At 58.0% G+C, this 19,419-nt stretch carries 14 protein-coding genes; 10 read left to right on the top strand and 4 right to left on the bottom strand.

The window, feature by feature from the left end; genetic code table 11:
- Window positions 1-19: 19 nt before the first annotated feature.
- The 4 genes from gluQRS to thpR form a co-directional block, all read right to left on the bottom strand.
- Complete coding sequence (gluQRS, locus tag N5C09_RS14260; RefSeq protein ID WP_112791961.1) at window positions 20-910, bottom strand: tRNA glutamyl-Q(34) synthetase GluQRS; 891 nt, start codon at window positions 908-910, stop codon at window positions 20-22.
- Window positions 911-967: 57 nt separating this feature from the next.
- A complete protein-coding gene (gene dksA / locus N5C09_RS14255; protein ID WP_001155232.1) occupies window positions 968-1,423 on the bottom strand; it encodes an RNA polymerase-binding protein DksA in 456 nt (151 codons plus the stop codon).
- Window positions 1,424-1,599: 176 nt separating this feature from the next.
- Window positions 1,600-2,304 carry a DNA/RNA nuclease SfsA gene (gene sfsA / locus N5C09_RS14250; protein WP_112791960.1) on the bottom strand — a complete coding sequence of 235 codons (705 nt, stop codon included), beginning with the start codon at window positions 2,302-2,304 and terminating at the stop codon, window positions 1,600-1,602.
- Entirely contained in the window at window positions 2,294-2,848 is a 555-nt protein-coding gene (thpR, locus tag N5C09_RS14245; RefSeq protein WP_279749271.1) for an RNA 2',3'-cyclic phosphodiesterase, read from the bottom strand. Before thpR ends, sfsA begins: the two co-directional genes overlap by 11 nt.
- Window positions 2,849-2,921: 73 nt before the next feature.
- Here thpR and hrpB point away from each other — a divergent pair, with 73 nt between their 5' ends.
- The 10 genes from hrpB to fhuB all read left to right on the top strand — a co-directional run bounded on the left by hrpB (window position 2,922) and on the right by fhuB (window position 19,356).
- Window positions 2,922-5,357: an ATP-dependent helicase HrpB gene (hrpB, locus tag N5C09_RS14240; protein WP_279749270.1), complete on the top strand. Its 2,436-nt coding sequence runs from the start codon at window positions 2,922-2,924 to the stop codon at window positions 5,355-5,357.
- A gap of 152 nt (window positions 5,358-5,509) precedes the next feature.
- The gene (gene mrcB, locus N5C09_RS14235) at window positions 5,510-8,035 is read left to right on the top strand and encodes a bifunctional glycosyl transferase/transpeptidase (protein ID WP_063450612.1); all 2,526 of its coding nucleotides are present in this window, start codon (window positions 5,510-5,512) and stop codon (window positions 8,033-8,035) included.
- 343 nt (window positions 8,036-8,378) lie between these two features.
- Window positions 8,379-8,951, top strand: a complete 573-nt coding sequence (locus tag N5C09_RS14230; protein ID WP_279749269.1) for a fimbrial protein — start codon at window positions 8,379-8,381, stop codon at window positions 8,949-8,951.
- Between the two features lie 42 nt (window positions 8,952-8,993).
- Window positions 8,994-9,707, top strand: coding sequence for a molecular chaperone (locus N5C09_RS14225; RefSeq protein ID WP_279749268.1), 714 nt, complete (start codon window positions 8,994-8,996; stop codon window positions 9,705-9,707).
- A gap of 20 nt (window positions 9,708-9,727) precedes the next feature.
- A complete protein-coding gene (locus N5C09_RS14220) occupies window positions 9,728-12,205 on the top strand; it encodes a fimbrial biogenesis outer membrane usher protein (protein WP_279749267.1) in 2,478 nt (825 codons plus the stop codon).
- Window positions 12,206-12,218: 13 nt separating this feature from the next.
- Window positions 12,219-13,226 carry a fimbrial protein gene (locus N5C09_RS14215; RefSeq protein WP_279749266.1) on the top strand — a complete coding sequence of 336 codons (1,008 nt, stop codon included), beginning with the start codon at window positions 12,219-12,221 and terminating at the stop codon, window positions 13,224-13,226.
- 202 nt (window positions 13,227-13,428) lie between these two features.
- Window positions 13,429-15,639, top strand: coding sequence for a ferrichrome porin FhuA (gene fhuA, locus N5C09_RS14210; RefSeq protein ID WP_063867487.1), 2,211 nt, complete (start codon window positions 13,429-13,431; stop codon window positions 15,637-15,639).
- 50 nt (window positions 15,640-15,689) lie between these two features.
- Window positions 15,690-16,487, top strand: coding sequence for a Fe3+-hydroxamate ABC transporter ATP-binding protein FhuC (fhuC, locus tag N5C09_RS14205; RefSeq protein WP_279749265.1), 798 nt, complete (start codon window positions 15,690-15,692; stop codon window positions 16,485-16,487).
- Window positions 16,487-17,377, top strand: coding sequence for a Fe(3+)-hydroxamate ABC transporter substrate-binding protein FhuD (gene fhuD, locus N5C09_RS14200; RefSeq protein WP_279749264.1), 891 nt, complete (start codon window positions 16,487-16,489; stop codon window positions 17,375-17,377). Before fhuC ends, fhuD begins: the two co-directional genes overlap by 1 nt.
- Window positions 17,374-19,356: a Fe(3+)-hydroxamate ABC transporter permease FhuB gene (gene fhuB / locus N5C09_RS14195; RefSeq protein WP_279749263.1), complete on the top strand. Its 1,983-nt coding sequence runs from the start codon at window positions 17,374-17,376 to the stop codon at window positions 19,354-19,356. Before fhuD ends, fhuB begins: the two co-directional genes overlap by 4 nt.
- The last annotated feature ends 63 nt before the right edge of the window (window positions 19,357-19,419 follow it).

Genomic DNA, 19,419 nt, shown 5'->3' with positions numbered 1-19,419 from the left:
TTATCAAAAAAGCGGCTAATCATAGCTCAGCGCAACGCATTTGAGAATGCTGGATTTTTGGCACGGCCATTAGCGTCCAGCCAGCAACCGCTCTTTTCAGCAATTCATCCAGACTCAGATCCTGCCATTCCTGCGTTACATTCTGGTTGAGAAATCGCAGCGCGTCGATCAAAACCGGGCGCGGATCGCCGTCAGGCAGCGCCGGGGCATGGTTCTGTTTTGACAGCTTATTCCCCTGTTCATTGACCGCCAGCGGCAGATGGATGTAATCCGGCACCGTCCAGCCAAACTGCTGGTAAAGCGATATCTGCCGCACGGTAGGTTCGACGAGATCCGCTCCACGCACGATTTCCGTGACGCCCTGAAAATGGTCATCGACAACGACCGCCAGATTATAGGCAAACAGACCATCACGACGGTGAATAATAAAATCCTCACGCGCCAGGCGTTCGTCCGCCTGAAGGGTGCCTGAGAGCACGTCGGTAAAGTGCGTCACCGGAGAGCGCTGTATCAGCCGTACGGCGGCATTTTCAGGACCGTTGTGCAGCGTACGGCAGTGGCCGTCGTAAACACCACCCACGCTCTGAATACGCGCGCGCGTGCAGGTGCAGTTATAGGAAAGACCCTGTTCAGCAAGCCATGCCAGGCGTTCACGGTAGGCATCATGGCGTTGAGACTGCCAGAGCACTTCGCCGTCCCAGTGAAGACCGTAATGTTCCAGCTGACGCAGAATGGTTTCTGCTGCACCGGGAACTTCACGCGGAGGATCGATATCTTCAATGCGGACCAGCCATTTACCCTGACGGGCGCGAGCCTGTAGGTAGCTGCCTAGCGCGGCAATTAATGAGCCGAAGTGTAATTCACCGGAGGGAGATGGCGCAAAGCGCCCAATATAGTGAGATTCAGACATATCAACGGTAACAAGGCGGGAGAGACTCCCGCCTTTGCAGTAGTGAGAGGGCGGGCGTTAACCGGCCATCTGTTTTTCGCGGATTTCTGCCAGCGTTTTACAGTCGATGCACAGATCGGCTGTTGGACGCGCTTCCAGGCGACGAATACCGATTTCAACACCGCAGGATTCGCAGTAGCCAAAATCTTCGTCCTCGACCTTCTTCAGCGTTTTTTCGATCTTTTTGATCAGTTTGCGCTCGCGGTCACGGTTACGCAGTTCGAGGCTGAACTCTTCTTCCTGAGCGGCACGGTCGACCGGATCCGGGAAGTTAGCAGCTTCATCCTGCATATGTGTAACGGTGCGATCGACTTCATCCCTGAGTTGATTACGCCATGCTTCAAGAATACGCTTGAAGTGCGACAGCTGGGCTTCGTTCATATACTCTTCGCCCGGCTTCTCTTGATACGGCTCCACCCCAGCGATGGCGAGAATACTCAGGGACGATGTTTTACGGTTTTGCCCTTCTTGCATGTTGCTTCTCCTTAACACGCACTATCGATCCCCATGTTGGGGGAAAAATCAGGTCGCTATAAATAGCAGATGCTTTTCCGTATGGCAATTATCTAAACGTAACACTTGACAACCCTGTGAGGAAAAGCGTATTTGCGCACGCGGCCAGAACACTTATTAGTCAATCGTCTAATCCCTTATAAGACAATGGGAAGAGAGGATCTCAGAGTCATATTATCGGCAGAAAGTTCCGCTTTATAAGCCAAAATCTCTACCCCCTGCTTTTGTGCCTCATTCAACAATTGCGCGTATTTAGGATCAATATGACGGGCCGGGGAAAACCGTTCAATGGCTGAATGCAGAACCGCAAACAGCAACACGGCGCGCTTGCCCGCCGCCGCCACACTCATTAGCTCTCGCAGATGCTTCTGGCCACGTAGCGTTACCGCATCCGGAAAGAAGCCGTTTTCCTGTTCTGCTAACGTCACTGATTTCACTTCAATATAGCACTCAGGCCGGTCTTCCGCCTGGAGCATAAAATCAATTCTGCTGCCTTCATCGCCATATTTCACTTCGCTTTTTTGCGTGCCGTAACCCACAAGTTCAGGAAGGGTTCCCTGGGTCAGGGATTCCTTAACCAGCTGATTGGCGCGCAGGGTATTAACGCAAATAAATGCCCCGTTTTGCGTTTCGGTCATTTCCCAGGTATGGGGATATTTGCGTTTAGTATTTTCTGAAGTGGAATACCAGACCGTATCACCCGGCGTGGCGCAACCGGTCATGGCGCCGGTGTTAGGGCAGTGCAGCGTGAGCGTTTCGCCCTCAGGCGTGATTACATCAGCGAGAAAGCGTTTGTAACGCTGGATCAGCGTGGCGGGCTGGAGTGCAGGGCTAAACTTCATCAGGATTCCTTAGCGTGTCGCCCAGCGTCCAGCGCTGGAGCGGAGTATAGCGGGTGCGTCCTTGTACAAAGGCAGATTCGTAAAGCGCAAATTCCTTCACCTCAAAGGACCAGTGAAAGCCCGGTGGCGGGATGGCAACGGCCTGACCCGCATCGCGCAGCAGGGTAATGTGGGGATGAAACGGCTGCGGGCTCTGGTAACAGCCGCTGCGCGCGGCCTGCGCTCGCAGCATGCTGGCGAGCTGGAGCAGCCCGCGAGGGGGCTGACGCGTCCCCAGCCAGACCACCCGAGAGCGCAGCCATTGCCCGGCATCGTCAAGATGCAGCGTAAACCCCGGCTGGGAAATGCGTCCGGCCAGTGCGCTTAAGGCGCGCTGCTTTTCAGCGCTTACCTCGCCGAGAAACGCTAACGTCAGGTGCATATTGGCGGCAGCGACAGGGCGGCCCGCTTCTGCCGGGAAGTGGCTGGCGCGCCAGCGAACAATTTGCCGTTGAAGCGAGGCGGGTAATTCAATGGCGAAGAATAGCCGTTTTGACTCAGACATGCGCAAGACTCGGTAATGATATGCGCCGATGCTACAATGTACGCCGATTAATGTTAACCCTCTGGAGCCGTAAGTGTCTTCTTTGCCCGTTGCCGTCGTCCTTCCTGAGCTTCTTGCCGCCTTAGAACATGCGCCACAGGTTTTGCTCAGCGCGCCCACGGGAGCGGGTAAATCTACCTGGCTGCCCCTGCAAATCCTGCGTGAGGGGAACATCAGCGGGAAAATTATCCTGCTGGAGCCGCGCAGGCTGGCCGCGCGCAACGTGGCGCAGCGCCTGGCGGAACTGCTGAATGAAAAACCGGGCGAGACGGTAGGGTACAGGATGCGCGCCGAAACCTGCGTTGGCGCGTCCACGCGGCTGGAGGTGGTCACCGAGGGTATTCTCACCCGTATGCTGCAAAACGATCCGGAGCTGACCGGCGTCGGGCTGGTGATCCTTGATGAATTTCACGAGCGCAGCCTACAGGCCGATCTGGCCCTTGCGCTGCTGCTCGACGTTCAGCAGGGGCTGCGCGACGACCTTCGCCTGCTGATTATGTCGGCGACGCTGGATAACGAGCGGCTCCGGCAGACGCTCCCCGACGCGCCGATGATTGCCTCCGAAGGACGAGCCTTTCCGGTTGAGCGCCGCTATCAGCCGCTGCCTGCCCATCAGCGCGTTGACGAAGCCGTTGCCATCGCCACCGCCACCGCCGAACTGCTCCGCCAGGAGCCCGGCTCGCTGCTGCTGTTTTTACCCGGCGTAGGTGAAATCCAGCGCGTACAGGAGCAGCTGGCGTCACGGGTGAGCAGCGATGTCGCGCTTTGTCCGCTGTATGGCGCCCTGTCGTTAAGCGACCAGCGCAAAGCAATCCTTCCCGCCCCGGCGGGGCAGCGCAAAGTGGTGCTGGCGACCAATATTGCCGAAACCAGTTTGACCATCGAAGGCATTCGCCTTGTGGTGGACAGTACACAGGAGAGAGTCGCCAGCTTTGATCCGCGCACCGGGCTGACCAGGCTGCTGACGCAGCGTATTAGCCAGGCCTCGATGGTGCAGCGCGCAGGGCGAGCCGGGCGTCTTGAGCCGGGTATTTGTCTGCATTTAACCAGCGCCGAGCAGGCGGAGCGTGCGGCATTACAAAGCACGCCTGAAATTTTACAAAGCGATCTCTCCGGGCTGGTGATGGATTTGATGCAGTGGGGCTGCCCGGATCCTGACCAGCTCACCTGGCTTAATCCTCCGCCTGTCGTGAACCTCACCGCCGCGCGCAGCCTGCTGACCCAGCTTGGCGCGCTGGAAGGCGAGCGACTGACGGCGCGCGGCCAGAAAATGGCGGCGCTGGGCAACGATCCGCGACTGGCAGCGATGCTGGTGGCCGCGCAGGGCGAAGATGAAATTGCCACGGCTGCGAAACTGGCGGCTATTCTTGAGGAGCCGCCGCGCGGCGGCAGCAGCGATCTGGGGCAGGCCTTTTCACGCAATCAGGGAAACTGGCAGCAGCGGGCACAGCAGCTATGTCATCGCCTGAAGTGCCGGGGAGGATCGCCTGACAGCGATAAAATGACTTCTCTGCTGGCACAGGCTTTTCCGGACAGGATTGCGCGCCGCCGCGGACTTGATGGCCGCTATCAGCTGGCAAACGGGATGGGCGCGATGCTCGACAGCGATGATGCCCTGACGCGTCATGAATGGCTCATTGCCCCTCTGCTGCTACAGGGCAGCCATTCCCCGGATGCGCGCATTTTGCAGGCGATTGCGGTGGATATTGACGCACTGACGCGTGCCTGTCCGCAACTGCTTCAGCAATCTGACATCGTCGAATGGGATGATGCCCAGGGTACGCTGAAGGCGTTCCGTCGTAGTCAGATTGGTAAACTGACGCTCGGGACGACACCGCTGGCGAAGCCGTCGGAAGAAGAGTTACACCAGGCGATGCTGAACGGCATTCGGGAAAAAGGGCTGAGCGTACTGAACTGGACACCGGAGGCGGAGCAGTACCGTATTCGTCTGCACTGCGCCGCGAAATGGCTGCCGGCATACGGCTGGCCGGCGGTGGATGACGATACCCTGCTCGCGACGCTTGAACAGTGGCTACTGCCGCAGATGAGCGGCGTGCACTCGCTGCGCGCCCTTAAGGCGCTTGATGTTAAGGCAGCGTTACAGAATTTACTGGACTGGTCGTTACGTCAACGTCTGGATAGTGAACTGCCTGGGCATTACACTGTGCCAACCGGGAGCCGGATTGCTATTCGTTATCATGAGGATAATCCTCCGGCGCTGGCGGTTCGGATGCAGGAGATGTTTGGTGAGGCCACCACGCCGTCGATCGCTGAAGGGCGCGTGCCGTTAGTGCTTGAGCTGCTTTCGCCCGCGCATCGTCCCTTGCAGATCACCCGCGATCTGGGCGCGTTCTGGGCGGGGAGCTATCGTGACGTGCAGAAAGAGATGAAAGGGCGGTACCCCAAACACGTCTGGCCGGACGATCCGGCGAATACCGCGCCGACGCGGCGCACGAAGAAATATACGTGATGAATCGAAAGGGGGAGTGCGGCCTGATGCTCTCACCCCGGCCCTCTCCCACGGGGAGAGGGAGAAACAAACTTTGAGAGATTTCTTCTTTCACTGACCTGTGCAAGATAAGAAAATCTGGCCTTTGCGCCTGAATGTTGCGGAGAAAAAGCATGGCGGGGAATGACCGCGAGCCAATAGGACGTAAGGGAAAGCCAGCGCGTCCGGCGAAAGAAAAGGTAAGCCGTCGTCGCCTCAGAGATGAGGAGTATGACGATGACTATGAAGACGATTATGAGGATGAAGAACCGATGCCGCGTAAAGGGAAAGGCAAAGGGCGTAAGCCTCGTGGGAAGCGCGGCTGGTTCTGGCTGCTGCTGAAGCTGTTCATTGTTTTTGTTGTTCTGATCGCGATTTACGGCGTGTATCTGGATCAGAAGATCCGCAGCCGTATCGACGGGAAAGTCTGGCAATTGCCGGCGGCAGTGTATGGTCGCATGGTGAACCTTGAGCCGGACATGTCCATCAGCAAAAACGAGATGGTGAAACTGCTGCAAGCTACGCAGTACCGTCAGGTCACGAAAATGACCCGTCCGGGCGAATTTACCGTCCAGGCGAAAAGCATTGAGATGATCCGCCGTCCGTTCGACTTCCCGGACAGCAAAGAGGGCCAGGTGCGCGCGCGTCTGACCTTTGACGGCGATCGCCTGGAAACCATTGAGAACATGGATAACGATCGCCAGTTCGGTTTCTTCCGTCTCGATCCGCGCCTGATCACCATGCTGTCGTCCGCAAACGGCGAACAGCGCCTGTTCGTGGCGCGTAACGGCTTCCCGGATCTGCTGGTGGATACCCTGCTGGCAACCGAAGACCGTCACTTCTACGAGCACGACGGTATTAGCCTCTACTCCATTGGCCGTGCGGTGCTGGCGAACCTGACCGCCGGGCGTACGGTGCAGGGGGCGAGTACGCTTACCCAGCAGCTGGTGAAAAACCTGTTCCTCTCCAGCGAGCGCTCTTACTGGCGTAAAGCCAACGAAGCGTACATGGCCGTGCTGATGGATGCGCGCTACAGCAAGGATCGTATCCTTGAGCTGTACATGAACGAGGTGTACCTCGGCCAGAGCGGCGATAACGAAATCCGCGGCTTCCCGCTGGCGAGCCTGTACTACTTTGGCCGTCCGGTGGAAGAGCTGAGTCTTGATCAGCAGGCGCTGCTGGTGGGCATGGTTAAAGGGGCGTCAATCTATAACCCGTGGCGCAACCCGAAACTGGCGCTGGAGCGTCGTAATCTGGTGCTGCGTCTGCTGCAACAGCAGCAGGTGATTGACCAGGAGCTGTACGACATGCTGAGCGCGCGTCCGCTGGGCGTTCAGCCGCGCGGTGGCGTGATCTCCCCGCAGCCTGCCTTTATGCAGATGGTGCGTCAGGAGCTGCAATCTAAGCTTGGAGATAAAGTAAAAGATCTCTCCGGAGTGAAGATCTTTACCACCTTTGACTCCGTGGCGCAGGATGCGGCAGAAAAAGCGGCGGTGGAAGGTATTCCGGTTCTGAAGAAGCAGCGTAAGCTGAGCGATCTGGAAACCGCGATGGTGGTGGTTGACCGCAACACCGGTGAAGTTCGCGCCATGGTGGGCGGTGCCGAGCCGCAGTATGCGGGCTATAACCGTGCGATGCAGGCGCGTCGTTCGATTGGTTCTCTGGCAAAACCGGCGACCTATCTGACCGCGCTGAGCCAGCCGAACCTCTATCGCCTGAACACCTGGATTGCCGATGCGCCCATCTCCCTGCGCCAGCCTAACGGCCAGGTATGGTCTCCGCAGAACGACGATAAGCAGTTCAGCGGTCAGGTGATGCTGGTGGATGCGTTAACCCGCTCAATGAACGTGCCGACGGTTAACCTCGGGATGGCGCTGGGCCTGCCGGCCATCACCGATACCTGGCAGAAGCTGGGCGTGCCGAAAGATCAGCTGCACCCTGTTCCGGCCATGATCCTGGGGGCGCTTAACCTGACGCCAATCGAAGTGGCCCAGGCGTTCCAGACCATCGCCAGCGGCGGTAATCGTGCTCCGCTTTCCGCCCTGCGTTCGGTGATAGCGGAAGATGGCTCCGTGCTGTATCAAAGCTTCCCGCAGGCTGAGCGCGCGGTTCCGGCGCAGGCAGCCTATATGACGTTATGGACGATGCAGCAGGTTGTACAGCGCGGTACCGGGCGTCAGCTGGGGGCGAAGTATCCGGGTCTGCATCTGGCAGGTAAAACCGGGACCACCAACAACAACGTTGATACCTGGTTTGCCGGTATTGACGGCCGTGAAGTGGTGATCACCTGGGTGGGTCGCGACAACAACCAGCCGACCAAACTGTATGGTGCAAGCGGTGCAATGTCGATTTACCAGCGCTATCTGGCAAATCAGTCTCCGGTGCCGCTGAACCTCGTTGCGCCGGAAGATATCGTCGATATGGGCGTGGACAGCTCAGGTAACTTCATCTGCGGCGGCGGCGTGCGTTCGCTGCCGGTCTGGACGACCAATCCGGATGCGCTGTGCCAGCAAAGCCAGCCTGAGCAGCCAACGGGCAATCCGTTTGACCAGTCTTCTCAGCCTCAGCAGCCGCAGCAGCAACAGCCGCAGCAGCAGGACGAGAAGAAAGACAGCGACGGCGTCGCCGGCTGGATCAAGGACATGTTCGGCGGAAATTAATTAATTCCCTGAATTTAAAAGCCGCTTTCTCGTAAAGCGGCTTTTTTTATTTCTCTCCGTTGCTTTATTATAATTATTAAATACTGATTGTAGAATTATTAATCTTATAGCTTGGTTTTATAAATCAGGAGGTTGTAATAATCGTGACCGATTTTACCCTTTTGCACGCTGGACATGATAAAGACTAATCTGATGTAATCCCGCCATGAAATTCATCATTCATCAGGACATTCTTATTTGGATGGGGTGGAAAATGAATGATGTCTCGCTTTACCTGACATTCTGATGCAAATTCGCTTTGCCGGGAATGGATACCTTCATCAGCAAATATAAGGATATTGTTATGCGTAAATATATTATTACTTCTTTACTGAGCGGAAGCATTTTGGCGGCGCTGTCGCTTCCGGTTTTAGCATCGAATGATTCCGGCACCGTGAACTTTGCCGGGAAAATTGTTGCGGATACCTGCGAAATTAACGTTGATGGCACCGGTACGAATGCATCGACCGTAACGTTTGCCGATACCTATCCTTCGGATTATAGCGGCGACGGCTCGGTGGGAACGTCAAAAGCGTTCAAAATTGAGGTGAAGAAATGTGACCCGCTGGTCGCAAAACTGAACCTGAAGTTCAGCGGCTCCACCACGGACGCCGCCTACAAACGTCTTCAGAACGATCTGACCGGTGAAGGTAACGCCACCAACGTCGGTATCATTGTCAGCAATGAGAATGGCACGAAAGGGGACGTGATTTTTGACGGATCTACCCCTGACGCGGGCACTGACGTTGCGAACGATGCGACGGGGCAGGCTGCTTCCGTCTTTAACTACACCGCGAAGGTTATTCAGGTTGGAGAAGACGCGCCAACGGCGGGTCATTATGCCTCCTCTGCCACGTTCGAGGTTGTTTATCGCTAAAAAAATCGGGCAGCCTGAAAAGGCTGCCTTCTGGAACGCAGGATGAAACCTTTAATTAAAGTGTTATGCGGCTGCCTGGTTATTTCCTGCTGTACAGCGCAGGCCAGCGTGGTTCTCGGTGGAACGCGAATCGTTTATCCATCGAATAAGTCTGAAGTGCAAATTGCCCTCAAAAATAAAGATCCTCATACGCGTTATTTGGTACAGAGCTGGGTAAGCTATCCCGATAATGCGAAAGCGCCCTTTGTTATCACACCTCCCGTGTATAAATTACAGGAAAATCGCCAGACGCTTTTACATATTATTTTTACCGGAGATAAAAAAAGCCTGCCTGCGGATCGGGAATCGCTATTTCTGGCTAACGTTAAATCCGTTTCGGCCTTATCACCGGAATTAAAAGATAAGAATACCCTTCAGTTTGCGATGAAGACGCGTCTGAAGCTGTTCTGGCGCCCTGCGCAACTGAAAGAAACGGACGCGCTACACGCCTTTGAAAAAATCACGTTTCGCCGTCAGGGGGACACCCTGATTGCAAAAAATTCCAAGCCTTTTTACGTCTCATTTGGCGAACTGGCCGTTGGCGGCAAAAGCGTGCCGGTGGTGGATAACAAAACCACGCCAGGAGCGATTTCCATGATGGTTGCGCCATTCAGCGAGCAGCGTTTCGCCCTGCCCGGATCGGCAAAAGGCGTCGTGACGTGGACGGCAATCAATGATTTCGGCGCGCAAACCCCTCAACGCAGTCAGGCACTGTAAACCGATCATGCTGGTATCGTATGTCATCATCGTCACGGCTCAAACAGGTTCTGAAGGGGATCGCGCTGGCATTGCTGGCCGCGATCCAGCCTGCGGCGGCTGATGATGACTTCAATCTGCGGATTCTGGAGCTGGATACACCGCTTGAAAATACCGCAACGCTGAAAAATTTCATCAATGATAACGGCCTGCTGCCCGGCAGTTACCAGACCACGATCCTCTGGGACGGGGATGTGCTGGATAAGCGCCCCGTAACGTATGTTCTCTCGGCGGACAAACAGCGCCTGCTGCCTGAGCTGACCAAAGCCGAGCTGCGCGCGCTGGGAGTAAAGGTCGATGCCATTGCCGATATGGCCGGGCTGGACGACGCGGCGCACATCGACGATATCTCCCGTTTTATAAAAAATGCCCGCTACGAATTTAATCAGGATAATCAGACGCTGACGCTGGTTATCCCCCAGATGTACCGCGATCGGGCGACGGCAGGGGCCATCAGCCCTAAGCTGTGGGATGACGGTGCTCCGGCGGCCTGGACCAGCTATCAGCTTAGCGGTTCGCAGCAGCGCTATAGCGGGGGCAATACCTCGTCAACCTGGCTGGGCCTGGACTCCGGTATTAACGTGGGCGCATGGCGCCTGCGCAACAACAGTACCTGGAGCGATACTGCCGGCTGGGACGCTATCGCCACCACGCTACAGCGCGACGTTAAGCCCCTGCAAAGCCAGATGGAGATCGGCCAGACCTATACCAACGGTGAACTTTTCGACAGCATTCAAATGACCGGGGTGAAGCTCGAGACCGATACGTCCATGCTTCCCACCGGCCAGCAGGGTTTTGCTCCGGTCATACGCGGCATTGCGAACAGCGACGCGAAGGTCACCGTGAAGCAAAACGGCTACACGATTTACCAGAGCAACGTCTCGCCGGGGCCGTTCGCGATCCGTGATTTGAGCCAGGTGGCGTCGGGCACCGATCTGGAAGTGACCGTCGAAGAGGCCGATGGCAGCGAGCACAGCTTTATCCAGGCCAGCGCGTCGGTGCCGGTGCTCCAGCGCGAAGGAAACCTGAAATATTCTCTGGCGATGGGGCGCTATCGCGGCAGCGAGGGCGAGAATGCGCCTGCGTTTGCCCAGGGAACGGCGATCTATGGCTTTCCGTATGGCATAACGGCCTATACCGGCGTGCTGGGCGCGTCGCTCTATCACGCGGCGCTGGTCGGGGCGGGGGCGGATTTGGGGCGCTTCGGTTCGGCATCGGTGGATGTCACGGGTGCCCGCACCGCTTTTGATGACGGTCGTGATGACGCGAGCGGATTATCCTGGCGCGCGCAATATGCGAAAGATATTCCGGATACGAATACCACCGTCACGCTTGCCAGCTACCGCTACTCCACCGCCGGTTTTTATACCTTTCAGGAGGCGATTGACCAGCGCGACGATGAGATAGACGACGGGATTTATACCTATCGCCTGACCAACAACCGGCGAAGCCGTATGCAGCTTAACCTTTCTCAGCGCCTTTCGGACTGGGGGTCGGCTTACCTGAACACCTATCAGCAGGATTACTGGGACATGGATGGCCGCGAGCGCAGCGTCAGCGCCGGGCTGAGCTCCAGCTGGCGCGATATCTCCTGGTCATTAAGCTACAGCCTGACCCGGACGCCCGATGCGGATGCTGACCGGCAGATGGCCCTGACGCTGAATATTCCCTTCTCCCACTGGCTGCCCAACGCCTGGGCGAGCTACAGCGTCAACACCGCCAGCGGAGGTTTTGTTTCGCATCAGGTGGGGCTCGGCGGCACCGCGCTTGAGGATAATAAGCTCAGCTACAGCCTTCAGCAGACGTATGCTAATCACGATACCGGCTACGGCGGCAGCCTGTCCGGCCGCTATCGGGGAGCCTCCGGCGATCTGGGGCTGGGGTACAGCTATGGCGGCGATAACCGGCAGTGGAACTACAGCGCGCAGGGCTCCGTCGTGGCGCATGAGCATGGCGTGACCTTAGGGCAGCCGGTCCGCGACGCGTTCGCCGTTGTGCATATCGAGGGCGGCGACAACGTTAAGGTTCAGAACGGTCGGGGGATTTCAACCGATCGCTTTGGCAACGCGGTTGTCCCGTCGCTGACGGCCTACCGGCATAACGTCATCACGGTAAATACCCAGGATCGGGACGATATCGATATTGAGGCAGCGACGCAGGATCTTGTCCCGACGAAAGGGGCGGCGCTGGCCGCAACGTTCGACGCGCGCGTCGGGCGGCGGGCGCTGGTCACGTTGCTTCATCGGGGCAAGGCCGTACCGTTCGGGGCCGTGCTCGCCCTGCAAAACGCGACCGCCATCGTGGGAGACGAAGGGGAAGTGTATTTAACCGGGCTGCGCGGCAGCACAGCGTTTAACGTGCAGTGGGGAGAAGAGGGGGACACGCAGTGCCGCGGCACGCTCGACGTGCCCGCCGACGGCGCGACAGGCATTTTTAAAACAACGGTAAACTGCCAATAAAATGGGTGAAACAATGCGTCTACACTTTTCATTTTCCTCGCTTATCGCCTGCGCGTTGGCGCTGGGCGCGGTTATCTTTATTCACCCGGCGAGTGCCAGCTGTAGCTTTAGCGGCGGCGAGGGCAACGGCGGGGTCGTCACGTTCCAGCTGCCTGCGGTCATCGCCGTTGCGCCTGACGCGCCGGTGGGCACCGTGATTTATGACGGTAGCGTTGAAAGTCATGAAATTACCGTGGATTGCGGTGGCGCCGACGCCCAGATCCGCCGCGGCTATTTGTCCATCACCAGCGCCGACGCGCGCGAAGACGTCATGCCCGGCGTGTACAGAACCAACGTGCCGGGAATCGGGATCCGCGCTGCCTCATCCACGGAAAAGCACCCCAGCTATACGTCAGGCGATCTCGTGCGCCCATGGGACTTTCTGGGAACCATGCATGGTTATTCGCATCAGGTATTGACCTTCCGCGCCGCCGCGCAGCTGCTGGTGATCGGGAATGTTGAAGAGGGGAACCTCGATACCGGACGATTAACCGCGCAGGATACGCTGGGCGGCGCGGTTATCGGCGAAATGCGCTTCTCGCCCACCAGCGTGCGCATTACGACCAATACCTGTAACCTGGTCGACCGGAATATTTACGTCCCGCTGAAGACCGTTAATACGCAGGATTTCACCTGCCAGTACACTGGCGTGCTGACCGATAACAGCTTTAAAATTGAGATAAGCGAGTGTGCGGCAGGCACAAAGGTGGATTATCAGTTTACGAGCACAGGATCGACGGGCGTCACAAACGGAAATACGTTAGGCATTGCCGCCGGGGATCATGCCGCCGCGGGAGTCGGGATCCAGATTCTGGACGGCAATAATACGGTGCTGCAATTCGACCATAGCTATACGGCGATAACCAGCACGCAGGATAACGTGCCCGTGGAAATTCCGCTGAAAGCGCGCTACGTCAAAACGGGAGAGGTGAAAGCCGGCAAGGTTGATGCGGTTGCCACTTTTGAACTTTTTTATCGCTGATCGCCGCCCGCCCGCGAGGGTTTTTACGATCATTTCCCTACACTTTTTAACCCTCTCTTTTCATCTGGTTATTTCTTAAACCCTCAATTCTTGTAGGGCCGCATATCGCTTGCTATGCCGCCAGCGTTTCGCATATTATTCTGCGGTCATAATAATAATTCTCGTTTACGTTATCATTCACCTTTTTCATCAGAGATCCATCATGGCGCTTTCCAATACTGCTCAGCCAATTAACACGTCGCTGCGTAAAATCGCAGCCGTCGTAGCCACAGCGGTTGCCGGCATGTCTGCTTACGCACAGGCCGCTGAAACCCCCAAAAAAGAAGAAACCATCACCGTGACTGCCGCACCGGCTGCACAGGAAAGTGCCTGGGGTCCTGCACCGACGATTGCGGCAAAACGTACCGCAACGGCGACGAAAACCGATACACCGATTGAGAAAACCCCGCAGTCTATTTCCGTGGTAACACGCGAAGAGATGGACATGAAACAGCCGGGGACGGTTAAACAGGCGTTGGCCTATACCCCAAGCGTTTTCGCAACGCGCGGCTCATCCACAACTTACGATGTGGTTTCGATTCGTGGTTTCACTACCTCCAGCACCGTGAATACCAACCAGTATCTGGATGGTATGAAGTTGCAGGGGGACAACTACTCTGAAGCGTCCATGGATCCGTACTTCCTTGAGCGCGTAGAGCTGCTGCGTGGCCCGACGTCCGTACTGTATGGTAAAAGCCATCCGGGCGGCGTGGTAAGCATGGTCAGCAAGCGTCCGACTACTGAACCGTTGAAAGAAATTCAGTTCAAAATGGGGACGGATAACCTCTGGCAGACCGGGTTTGATTTCAGCGACGCGATTGACGATAACGGCGTATGGTCATACCGTCTGACCGGCCTGGGACGCAGCGAGAACGCGCAGCAGGATATGGTGAAGTCTACTCGTTACGCGATTGCGCCGTCTTTCAGCTGGCGCCCCGATGATAAAACCGACTTCACTTTCCTGAGCAACTTCCAGAGCGATCCGGATGCAGGTTACTACGGCTGGCTGCCGCGTGAAGGTACGGTCGTGCCTTACTATGATGCAGCCGGAAAGGCGCATAAGCTGCCGACCGACTTCAACGAAGGCGATGAAGACAACAAGATCTCCCGCCGTCAGAAAATGGTGGGGTATAGCTTCGCGCATGAATTTAACGACACCTTCACCGTGCGCCAGAACCTGCGGTACACCAAAATCAACACGCTTTACCGTTCAGTTTACGGTAACGGCTATATCGCCCCGGCCCAGATCAGCCGTGCGTACGTCCGTTCTGATGAAGACCTGAACTCGTTTACGGTTGATACCCAACTCCAGTCAAAATTCGCGACCGGCGCCGTTGACCATACGCTGCTGACGGGTGTGGATTACCTTCGCATGCGCAATGACATTGATGCTGACTACGGCACTGCCGATCCCATCAGCATGAATAATCCGCAGCACGGCAACGCGAACGTCAATGTGAACTTCCCGTATGCCATGCTCAATCGCCAGGAGCAGACCGGGCTCTATGCGCAGGATCAGGCGGAATGGGATAAGTGGGTACTCACCATGGGTGGCCGCTATGACTTTGCGAAAACGTCTGCCTTTAACCGTAATAACGGGACCACTGCGGAAATCAACGATCGGGCATTCACCTGGCGCGGGGGGATTAACTACCTGTTCGACAACGGTATCACCCCATACTTCAGCTACAGCGAATCCTTCGAGCCTATTTCGGGTACCACCCAGGGCGGCAAACCGTTCGATCCGGCTCGCGGCAAGCAGTATGAAGCGGGCGTGAAGTATGTGCCGAAAGATCTGCCTGTTGTAGTGACGGCAGCGGTATACCAGCTGACCAAGAACAACAACCTGACCGCCGATCCGGCGAACCCGACCAGCGGCTTTAGCGTGCAGGGCGGTGAAATTCGCTCCCGTGGCTTTGAGCTGGAAGCGAAAGCGGCGGTGTCGGCTAACGTGAACGTGACGGCGGCCTACAGCTATACCGATGCGGAATATACCCACGATACCTGGTATGAAGGACGTCGTCCGGCGGAAGTGCCGCGCAACATGGCGTCCCTGTGGGCAGATTACACCTTCCACGAGACCGCGCTGAGCGGCCTGACCGTCGGTGCGGGCGCGCGTTATATCGGTGACACCGTTTCCTACTACTCTTCGGCGTCGCCTAAAGCCTATGAGTCCTTTAACGTCGCGGGCTATGCTCTGGCGGATGCGACGGTGAAATACGATCTGGCGCGCTTTGGTTTGCCGGGCTCTTCCGTCGGCGTCAACGTGAACAACATCTTTGACCGCGAGTACGTCTCCAGCTGCTACAGCGAGTATGCATGCTACTGGGGAGCAGGACGCCAGGTTGTCGCCACCGCGACCTTCCGCTTCTAACCTCTTTATGGGCACGGTTCGCCGTGCCCTTTTTATTTAAGTTGGCTGACATGCAGGATAATAAAACGCAATCCGACTCCACCTTCACGCTCAACAATCTCTCCTTCCGCGTACCCGGGCGTACCTTGTTGCATCCGCTCTCTTTGACCTTTCCCGCAGGTAAAGTTACCGGCTTAATCGGCCACAATGGTTCGGGTAAATCGACCCTGCTCAAGATGCTGGGCCGCCATCAGCCGCCGTCCGAGGGCGACATTCTGCTGGATGACCATCCGTTGGCAAGCTGGAGCAGTAAGGCCTTTGCCCGCAAGGTGGCCTATCTGCCGCAGCAGCTGCCGCAGGCGGAGGGGATGACGGTGCGCGAGCTGGTGGCGATTGGACGTTATCCGTGGCACGGTGCGCTCGGGCGTTTTGGCGTCGCTGACAGAGAGAAAGTGGAAGAGGCGATTACGCTGGTCGGGCTCAAACCGCTGGCGCACCGTCTGGTGGATAGCCTGTCCGGCGGCGAGCGTCAGCGCGCGTGGATCGCGATGCTGGTGGCGCAGGATAGCCGCTGCCTGCTGCTCGACGAACCTACCTCGGCGCTGGATATTGCCCATCAGGTTGACGTGCTGGCGCTGGTGCATCGCTTAAGCCAGCAGCGCGGCCTGACGGTGATTGCCGTTCTGCATGACATCAATATGGCGGCGCGCTATTGCGACTATCTGGTGGCGCTGCGCGGCGGTGAAATGATCGCTCAGGGCACACCTGACGAGCTGATGCGCAGCGAAACGCTGGAGCATATCTACGGTATTCCAATGGGGATCCTGCCTCACCCTGCCGGGGCCGCTCCCGTGAGCTTTGTTTACTGATGCTGGATTCAACATACATTAGCCGCCGTCGTTTGCTGACGGCCATGGCGCTCTCGCCGCTGCTGTTGAAGATGGCCCCGGCCCGCGCCGCCGCTATCGATCCGCACCGCATCGTGGCGCTGGAGTGGTTACCCGTCGAGCTGATGATGGCCCTGGGTATCACACCCTACGGCGTGGCCGACATTCCCAACTACACCCTGTGGGTGAATGAGCCAAAACTGCCGGACTCGGTCATCGATATCGGTCTGCGCACGGAGCCAAACCTTGAGCTTCTCACGCAGATGAAACCGTCTTATTTGTTCTGGTCTGCGGGGTATGGCCCGTCGGAAGAGATCATGGCGAAGATTGCGCCGGGACGAGGCTTTTCCTTTAGCGACGGTAAAAAGCCGTTGACCATGGCAAAAAAGTCTATCCACGAGATGGCCCAGTTCCTCAACCGGGAAGCGGAAGCAAAACAGCATCTCGATGAGTTTGATGCGCTGATTGAGTCCCTTAAGCCGCGCTTTGCCCGCCGAGGCGATCGGCCTCTGCTGATGGTGACGCTGCTGGACGCCCGCCATATGCTGGTCTTTGGAAAAAACTGCCTGTTCCAGGAAGTGCTCGACAGCTTCGGCATTCCCAACGCCTGGGAAGGCGAGATGACGTTCTGGGGAAGCACCGCCGTGGGCATCGACCGCCTGGCGGCGTTTCGCGACGTCGACGTGCTGTGCTTTGACCACGGCAACGAGCGTGAAATGCAAACCCTGATGGCAACCCCGCTCTGGCAGGCGATGCCGTTCGTTCGCGAGCAGCGCTTCCTGCGCGCTCCTGCGGTATGGTTTTACGGCGCGACGCTGTCGGCAATGCACTTTGCCCGCGTGCTGGACAACGTGATGGGGGGCAAAGCATGAGTACGCGTATTGCCCGTTTCCCGGTGCTACTGCTGGGGCTGATTTTTCTGGCGGCGCTGGCGCTAACTGGGTTCAACCTCTCCACGGCACTGCCGCGCGAGCAGTGGGCGGCCGCGTTTGCCGCTCCGGATATCGATAATATTCAGCAGATGCTCTTCCACTACAGCCTGCTGCCGCGTCTTAGCATCTCCTTGCTGGTCGGCGCGGGGCTGGGACTGGTGGGCGTGCTGTTCCAGCAGGTGCTGCGTAACCCGCTGGCGGAACCCACCACGCTGGGCGTGGCGACGGGGGCACAGCTGGGGATCACCATCACTACCCTCTGGACCCTGCCGGGGGCGTTAACCTCGCAGTTTGCCGCGCTGGCAGGCGCCTGCGTCGTGGGCGCGCTGGTCTTTGGCGTGGCCTGGGGAAAACGTCTCTCGCCGGTCACGCTGATCCTCGCCGGGCTGGTCGTCAGCCTCTACTGCGGCGCAATCAACCAGCTTCTGGTGCTGTTTCACCATGACCAGCTGCAAAGCATGTTTATGTGGAGCACCGGCACGCTCACCCAGACCGACTGGAGTATCGTCCAGCGCCTGTGGCCGCAGCTGTTTGGCGGCGTGGTGCTCACGCTGCTGCTGCTGCGCCCGCTCACGCTGATGGGGCTGGATGACGGCGTGGCGCGCAACCTGGGGCTGGCGCTGTCGCTGGCCCGCCTGGCGGCCCTGACGCTCGCGATTGTGCTGAGCGCGCTGCTGGTTAACGCCGTCGGCATCATCGGGTTTATCGGCCTGTTTGCGCCGCTGCTGGCAAAAATGCTCGGCGCGCGCCGTCTTCTGGCGCGCCTGATGCTGGCGCCGCTGATTGGCGCGCTGATCCTCTGGCTTTCCGATCAGCTCATTCTCTGGCTGGCGCGCGTCTGGATGGAGGTCTCCACGGGGTCGGTGACGGCCCTTATCGGCGCGCCGCTGCTGCTCTGGCTGCTGCCGCGCCTGCGCAGCATTAGCGCGCCGGCGATGGACGCCGGGGATAAGGTCTCGGCAGAACGTCAGTCGATAGTGTGGTTCAGCCTTGCCGGGCTGGCGGTGCTGGCGATCGCTTCGTTCGCCGCGCTCTCGCTGGGGCGCGACGCTACCGGCTGGCACTGGGCTACCGGTGATTTACTGAATGAACTTATGCAGTGGCGCTGGCCGCGGATCTTCTCCGCGCTGATTGCGGGCGTGATGCTGGCGGTGGCGGGCTGTATTATCCAGCGCCTGACCGGCAACCCGATGGCAAGCCCGGAAGTTCTGGGGATCAGCTCCGGTGCCGCGTTTGGCGTGGTGTTGATGCTGTTCCTCGTGCCGGGAAATGCGTTCGGCTGGCTGATGCCTGCTGGCAGTATCGGTGCGGCGGCGACGCTGATGATTATCCTGATCGCCTCCGGGCGGGGCGGATTCTCGCCTCATCGTATGCTGCTGGCCGGGATGGCGCTGAGCACCGCGTTTACCATGCTGCTGATGATGTTGCAGGCGAGCGGCGACCCGCGCATGGCGCAGATCCTGACCTGGATTTCCGGTTCAACGTACAACGCCACCGGCAGCCAGGTGGTGCATACGGGGATCGTGATGGTCGTGCTGCTGGCGATAGTGCCGCTGTGCCGTCGCTGGATGACCATTCTGCCGCTGGGCGGTGACACCGCGCGCGCGGTCGGGCTGGCGCTGACGCCAACGCGTATCGCCCTGCTGCTGCTGGCCGCGTGCCTGACGGCGACGGCCACCATGACTATCGGCCCGCTCAGTTTTGTTGGATTGATGGCACCGCACATCGCCCGTATGATGGGCTTTCGCCGGACAATGCCGCATATCGTCATGTCTGCGCTGATGGGCGGGGCGATCCTGGTCTTTGCTGACTGGTGCGGAAGGATGGTGCTGTTCCCGTATCAGATCCCGGCTGGCCTGCTGTCGACCTTTATCGGCGCGCCGTACTTTATTTATCTGTTGAGAAAGCAGAGTCGGTAGTCAGGTGCGGCCTGATGCCCTCACCCCGTCCCTCTCCCACGGGGAGAGGGAGAACATCGTAGG

Source organism: Enterobacter sp. GD03975 (assembly GCF_029838645.1).
GTDB lineage: Bacteria > Pseudomonadota > Gammaproteobacteria > Enterobacterales > Enterobacteriaceae > Enterobacter > Enterobacter quasihormaechei.
The sequence above is the reverse complement of the archived record's forward strand: the minus strand, read 5'-3'. Positions and strand labels throughout refer to the sequence as shown.

Coding starts and splice junctions, on each gene's coding strand:
- N5C09_RS14225 (WP_279749268.1), top strand. CDS start 8,994: ATGAAACCTTTAATTAAAGTGTTATGCGGCTGCCTGGTTATTTCCTGC.
- N5C09_RS14220 (WP_279749267.1), top strand. CDS start 9,728: ATGTCATCATCGTCACGGCTCAAACAGGTTCTGAAGGGGATCGCGCTG.
- gluQRS (WP_112791961.1), bottom strand. CDS start 910: ATGTCTGAATCTCACTATATTGGGCGCTTTGCGCCATCTCCCTCCGGT.
- N5C09_RS14230 (WP_279749269.1), top strand. CDS start 8,379: ATGCGTAAATATATTATTACTTCTTTACTGAGCGGAAGCATTTTGGCG.
- fhuD (WP_279749264.1), top strand. CDS start 16,487: ATGCTGGATTCAACATACATTAGCCGCCGTCGTTTGCTGACGGCCATG.
- thpR (WP_279749271.1), bottom strand. CDS start 2,848: ATGTCTGAGTCAAAACGGCTATTCTTCGCCATTGAATTACCCGCCTCG.
- mrcB (WP_063450612.1), top strand. CDS start 5,510: ATGGCGGGGAATGACCGCGAGCCAATAGGACGTAAGGGAAAGCCAGCG.
- dksA (WP_001155232.1), bottom strand. CDS start 1,423: ATGCAAGAAGGGCAAAACCGTAAAACATCGTCCCTGAGTATTCTCGCC.
- sfsA (WP_112791960.1), bottom strand. CDS start 2,304: ATGAAGTTTAGCCCTGCACTCCAGCCCGCCACGCTGATCCAGCGTTAC.
- N5C09_RS14215 (WP_279749266.1), top strand. CDS start 12,219: ATGCGTCTACACTTTTCATTTTCCTCGCTTATCGCCTGCGCGTTGGCG.
- fhuC (WP_279749265.1), top strand. CDS start 15,690: ATGCAGGATAATAAAACGCAATCCGACTCCACCTTCACGCTCAACAAT.
- fhuB (WP_279749263.1), top strand. CDS start 17,374: ATGAGTACGCGTATTGCCCGTTTCCCGGTGCTACTGCTGGGGCTGATT.
- fhuA (WP_063867487.1), top strand. CDS start 13,429: ATGGCGCTTTCCAATACTGCTCAGCCAATTAACACGTCGCTGCGTAAA.